Source organism: Chryseobacterium sp. Leaf394 (assembly GCF_001424105.1).
GTDB lineage: Bacteria > Bacteroidota > Bacteroidia > Flavobacteriales > Weeksellaceae > Chryseobacterium.
Map to the genome: position 1 here is coordinate 498,035 of NZ_LMQH01000011.1, position 1,002 is coordinate 499,036.

The 1,002-nt window shown below is 35.4% G+C and carries 1 protein-coding gene and 1 pseudogene; one reads left to right on the forward strand and one right to left on the reverse strand.

Annotated elements, in window-relative coordinates:
- Positions 1-181, forward strand: a pseudogene (locus ASG21_RS20315) (hypothetical protein); the annotation flags it as partial.
- 414 nt (positions 182-595) lie between these two features.
- On the opposite strand, the gene ASG21_RS20570 reads toward ASG21_RS20315, so the two are convergent.
- Positions 596-805, reverse strand: coding sequence for a transposase (locus ASG21_RS20570; protein ID WP_277814182.1), 210 nt, complete (start codon positions 803-805; stop codon positions 596-598).
- Positions 806-1,002 lie beyond the last annotated feature (197 nt).

Consider the following 1,002-nt stretch of genomic DNA (forward strand, 5'->3'; position numbering starts at 1 on the left):
CAACGCAGAATCTACTCTTGAAAATGTCGCCTTCGGAGAAAAAGCAGCAATAGAAGCTTACGAAAGTGCACTGAATGACGGAACTCTTTGCCCACAAAGCACATCAGTAGTTTCAGAGCAACTTTCAAAATTGAGATCATCATACAGTAAATTTGCAAATCTTGAAAAAAGCGTAAATTAAGCAGATAAGGCTCAAAGCCAACAAACGTAATGACTTTTTAATCACTATTTTTCAATCAAAAATTAAATTTAATTGTTATATTTAACTCCTGAGGACACTGTTCTCAGGAGTTTCTTTGGTTTTACCTGTAGTTTTCTCCCCGTCTAGGTTGCTAGGTCTGCGTCACTGATGATAATACTTCGTCTTGTAAGGATTAATCCGGTTTAAGTTGATTTTAATCTATCATTTATAGGCTTCATATTTTGCAAACGTAAATTTCTAAAATATAGTCAATAACATTAATTTTAAATATTTTGACTTGTTTCCATTCACTTGTTCTTCGATATCGCTCACGCTCATGTCTTTGGCATAATGAGATGATAATATTTTCCAGACCCTCAATCATATTATGTATTTTTTGGGAACCAATGCGGGCTAAAAACTCCCTGCACTGTCTCGGGGAACCTTGATTTCACTCTCCCCGAAAGAGGATTTTATTTTCTTGTTTCCATGACCGTTTCGGTAATTGCCGTCTTTGGTTTTTTCGTGCTTTTCATTGTCCAGATGAGCATCCAGCTCTGCTTCAAGCATGTGTTCTACAGCACGTTTGTGCATCTGTTTGAAGAAAGAGGTTAACGATGAAATTTTAGAAAATCATATAAAGGATATCAAACTTCACCTTAATCCAATTGAAAAACTAATTGTAGAAGTTGATGAAATGTATGGTCCTTTGCAGTAATATACAGCATCTGGACTCATGCTAAAACAGGTAATCAATACAAGACCTATAGCATCGTAACAACTGAGGCGAACGAATTGATGGCAAAAATCAAAAAAAAAAA